This is a genomic window from Microcoleus sp. Pol12B4 (assembly GCF_036701385.1).
Lineage (GTDB): Bacteria > Cyanobacteriota > Cyanobacteriia > Cyanobacteriales > Microcoleaceae > Microcoleus.
The window spans coordinates 1-3,277 of the sequence record NZ_JAUBQR010000370.1; the positions used below are offsets into that span (position 1 = coordinate 1).

The 3,277-nt window shown below is 44.9% G+C and carries 1 protein-coding gene; it reads right to left on the reverse strand.

Annotated elements, in window-relative coordinates:
- Positions 1-146: 146 nt before the first annotated feature.
- The coding region (locus QUA38_RS28145) for a WD40 domain-containing protein (RefSeq protein WP_333167692.1) at positions 147-3,277 on the reverse strand (3,131 nt) is incomplete at its 5' end.

Sequence of the window (3,277 nt, forward strand, 5' to 3'; positions counted from 1 at the left end):
ATGTAGCAAAATTCGCCTCGTTTTAAGGCTTGATAAAGTTCGATATCTGCTTGTCGTTCGACATAGGTAGGCGCATCAGTTGTGAGACTGCCACCAATTTGGTAAGAGTAATCTTTCATAATTGATAGTTCATGGTTTCGGATAATTTAGCGATCGCCCACGGTATCGCACAAATGCCTATCCTCCTCCTTCACATCAGCATTTGTTCGCAAATAATTTCCGACCCAATCGCATCCATACTGGAGAAAATCGAGCTGGAAAATTCGCTCTAAATTCCACAAAATTGCTGTGGTATCCTGACTGGCTGAGGCGATGAACTTTCCATCAGGGCTAAAGGTAACTCCGAACACCCCATCGCTATGTCCTTTTAAGGTTTCAAGTTCTTTACCGTCGTACCTCCAAAGTTTGACAGTGCCGTCAAAACTTGCTGAGGCGAGAGTCTTGCCATCGGGGCTAAATGCCACTCCGAAGACCCCATTTTTGTGTCCCTTTAAGGCTCTAATTTCTGAACCATCCAACCGCCAAAGTCTCACCATGCTGTCCATACCTGCTGAAGCCAGAGTCTTGCCGTCAGGGCTAAATGCCACTCCCGCTACCTGACGGCGATGGCTTGTTAAAGTGTGTAGAAGCTTGTAGCTGGGCTTTCCAAATGCGATCGCACTATCCCACTGCCAAAGTTTGACAGTGCCGTCCACACTACCAGAGGCAATGAGCTTTCCATCGGGGCTAAATGCCACTGCGTTAATGTAATCGGTATGTCCTTTGAGAGTTGCCAATTGGGTGCCGTCAATCCTCCACACTTTGACCGTTTTGTCCTCACCCGCCGAGGCGAGTGACTGTCCATCTGGATGGAAATCAACCGCGAAGACTCTACCTTGATGTCCAGTAAAAGTCTTGATTAAGGTTCCATCTAGTCGCCACAATCGAACAGTGCTGTCATAAACGCCTGTAGCAATAGTGTCTCCCTTTGGGCTGAAATCTACTCCGAAAACTTTATCAGCTTGTTTGGGGAAAGTGCGAATTAAGCTACCATCAAGCCGCCAAAGTTTAAGGGTATTGTCACGACTGGCGGTGGCAATTGTCTTACTATCAGGACTAAATTTTATGGTGTAAATCGATGCTTGATGTCCGTTAAGAGTCTTAAGCAAACTGTCATCAAGCTTCCAGAGTGCGATCGGGCCATCCCAACTGGATGAGGCGAAGATTTGCCCGTCAGGACTCCAAGCCAATCCAGAGACGACATCCTTGGCGACTAGCAGGGTTTTTACCAGAGTCCCGTCAAGCTGCCACAGTTTGACTTTTCTGTCTAGACTTGCCGAGGCAAGCAAACCACCTTGAGGGTTAAAAGCGATTTTTGTCACGGCATCGCTGTGTCCAGTTAGGGTTTTTATCAGAGTGCCGTCAAGCTTCCAAAGTTTGACTGTTTTATCCGCACTCGCCGAGGCAATGAGATATTCTGAAGGGCTAAAGGCAACATTCATAACTCTATCCGTATGTCCGGTGAGGGTTCGGATCAGTTTACCGTCTGCATTCCAGAGTTTGATGGTTTGATCTTTAGAAGCAGATGCAATAGTTTGACTGTCCCGGCTAAAGGCAACGCTGGTAACTTCATCTGTATGTCCGGTGAGAGTTCTGTGCAGTTTGCCGTCTGTACTCCAGAGTTTAACTGTTTTATCTTTAGAAGCCGAAGCAATAATCTGATTGTTAGGAGCGATCGCGACTTGTGTAACGTTATCGGTATGTCCTTTTAAGGTCTGCCACAAGGTATAACTCGGCTTGACCTTTGGTAAATTTGTACTGTTTTTGCGCCAAAGTTTGACTGTTTTATCCGCAGAACCCGAAACAATTAGATCCCCTCTGGGGTTAAATACAACTCCCCAAACTGCATTGTTGTGCCCTTGAAGTATTCCTAGTTTTGTACCGTCTTTTTCCCAAAGATCGATCGTTTTATCGGCAGAAGCTGAGGCTATGAGTTCCCCATCCGGGCTGAAAGTTACATCATTAACCACATTGTCATGCCCCGATAAATGATTATAGTCAACTGCTCCATAAACAGCTTGATGGAGAGCTTCTTTAACTGAGCGTTCGATTTCTGGGTTTACGCCACCTAACTTTTGCAGTTGTCGCTTTCCTCTGATTGCCTCTATGAATGCGTCTAATTTTTGATTTGAGGCGAATAAGGCTTCGGAAGATTTGGCGATCGCTTTGATTTCGCTGACAGCAGTTTGCCGATACTGAAAATACACCGCTACCCCCAATGCACAGGCGATAATTAATGCTATTGTTACTACAAAAAGCAAAAATCTTTGCCGCCTAGAACTTTTTTTCTCTAGTGCTAATCTTTTTTGTTCTTCTGTTAGTCTGGCTTGAATTTCTTTCGCCCGTTCTGCTTCCAATCCTACCTGCACTTCTCTTCGATCTAATTCTTCAGAAGCGCCTAAAAACTGATAATCTAAGTCACTCAAACTTTTACCCTTGGCCCAAGCTTGAGCATTTTTCAAGGCCTGTCCGCGCAAAAGTCGGGATTTATCTGTCTGCTTGGAAGTTATCCAAGCATCAAAGGCTTGAGAGTAGGGACGCAAGGAAGCGAGATTTTTTTCTACCCATTTTGTGTTAAATACTTCTTGATAAATGGGGTTTCTTACCTGTAAAAAACCCTGGTTTTTTACTACCAAACCAGACAGCAATAGTTCTACCTGTTCTCGCGAGTCATCGGTGGGTACTTCCACTCCTTGTAGGATTTTTTGATAGATGCCTAGTAGTCTTCCAGCACGTTGCTCATTTCTCAGGATGCGGTCGCGGATCGTCTTTAAATGCTCTGGTTCATCTTGAGATTCCCAATTCTGGATGATGTGCGATCGCACGACAGATTCCACAAAAAATCCTTCCGTTCCCGGTGGAATTATCAGCACGTCACTGTGAGATTCTCGCGTCGCTCTTACTATCAATTGACACAGCTTTTGGCTCAGAAATGGTTGCCCAGAAGTCCAAGATAATATTGCTTTGATAATTGCCTCGGAATTACTAACTACACTTTCTAACCCTTGAGTTAAAGGAGAGGCTTCTTCCCAGGAAAAACCGGGCAAATCAACTGCTTGTCCGATATTAAAAGGTGTCCGATTTTTATCAGCGATTAAATCGCTGGGTGTAGCCACTCCGAAAATCGCGAAGGTAATCCGGTTGTATTCTGGATTAAGAGTTCGTTGGTTGTAACAATAACGAATCAAGGCGAAAAAGTCATCGACGGGAAAATCTAAGCTTAAAATACTATCAATCT